The organism is Stenotrophomonas sp. Sm6012 (assembly GCF_030985895.1).
Lineage (GTDB): Bacteria > Pseudomonadota > Gammaproteobacteria > Xanthomonadales > Xanthomonadaceae > Stenotrophomonas > Stenotrophomonas forensis.
The window spans coordinates 1-1,425 of sequence record NZ_JAPTFX010000278.1 but is presented as its reverse complement, the minus strand read 5'-3'; the positions used below and the strand labels follow the sequence as shown (position 1 = coordinate 1,425).

Annotated in this window: 1 protein-coding gene; it reads right to left on the bottom strand. The window is 58.0% G+C overall.

What is annotated here, in order from left to right; genetic code table 11:
• Positions 1-35 precede the first annotated feature (35 nt).
• The gene (locus tag O0J73_RS22360) at positions 36-1,154 is read right to left on the bottom strand and encodes a UvrD-helicase domain-containing protein (protein ID WP_308309677.1); all 1,119 of its coding nucleotides are present in this window, start codon (positions 1,152-1,154) and stop codon (positions 36-38) included.
• Positions 1,155-1,425: the final 271 nt, after the last annotated feature.

Sequence of the window (1,425 nt, the reverse complement as noted above, 5' to 3'; positions counted from 1 at the left end):
CTGTTGCCCATAAACACCTCGGTCATTGCCATCAATTATGGCAACCGGATGTCTACGAAAGGCTGGCCGGTCCAAGGCGTATAGAGCTGGTGGCCCAGAAGCGCGCACGTGCCGTTATACACAAACGCCACACTCTGCCTCGCCCGGGTAAAGGCCACGTAATACTTAGGTGGCGCCGTAATGCGTGACGCATCTGCAGTGCGCAGGTACTGCGTCAAAGGCCCATTAGGGAAGATGAGGACCCGGCCGTAGGTGCGTCCCTTGGACTGACCGAAGTTCATCGCTGGTAGGCCGTCGCACGCCTGCCGTCGGTCATGCCGCAGCACGGTCGGGGCAAATTCCTGCATGTATGCGGTCACATGATGGGGCGCGACAAGGTAGATGCCATCGTGACCCGTCACCTGATCATTCCCTGATCGAGTCCGAGGCATCTGTGGATAGAGCGCGTCGGCCAGATCACATAGCGCCTGCACGCACCGCAAACTTGTGAGGCGGTGATCGATCTGGCACAAGCCGTGCGACTCCCAAAGCTGGAATAAGGTCGCCAAGTTCGGTCCGCGGAACTGGCTATACCGAGGCGCGTAGTTGGTGGCGTAGGTCGCTTGGCGAGTGTCGCCCACCAGGGTAATGCCGATCGGGCTCCTCAACAGGCGCTCGATCAGATCTAGGTCGTAGCCAGCCAAGTCCTGCACTTCATCGACGTACACTTCGTCGTACATGTCCGCCAAGCGCGAGATGACCTGACCATGAGTTAGCTCATCGCAACGAACGGCGAAATCGGAGGCCCGATCCGAGTACATCCTGTCGCCTGCCAGATAGTGGCGGGAAGTCTGCGAGCGGGGTGCCCGGTTGTTAGTCCGTCCTTCAACGAACTGAATCGATTCAACCCGTGGCTCGCGGCACAGTGCTGCCTGATAAGGTCGAATACACTCGCGTAGCAGAAATCCGTACCAGCTATACAACGTAACATTCGCGGGAACCGCGCCGGCATGGGCCTCGAATGAGCGCCGAATTTCTTCGAGATTCTCCAAGGTATAGGTGAGCATAGCGATGCGGCGCTGTGGTCGCTCCAAGGCCTGGCGGACCAGCAAGGTGGTCTTGCCAGAGCCGGCTGCCGATAGCAGTACCCGGTTAGGCGATAGCACGCTGGACATAGTCCGGGAACCTGATTGAATGAGGGCTGTTGAAAATGGCTAGGGCCGTATCGGTCTTGTGACCTTTCATGTACTTGAGCAACGCCACCTCGTCGGCGAATGACTTGACCAGCACGGTGTTCAGCTCGTCCAATGAGTTGGCTTTAATGAGTTGATCTTCCAACGATGGGGCGCTCTCGTCAGAATCGTAGTAGATGGACCGGCCAGAGTTCTGTAGACACTCAGTTGCCGCTCTGCGCGTAGCGCCTTTCAAACTCTACCGGTGACACGC

Coding starts and splice junctions, on each gene's coding strand:
- O0J73_RS22360 (WP_308309677.1), bottom strand. CDS start 1,154: ATGTCCAGCGTGCTATCGCCTAACCGGGTACTGCTATCGGCAGCCGGC.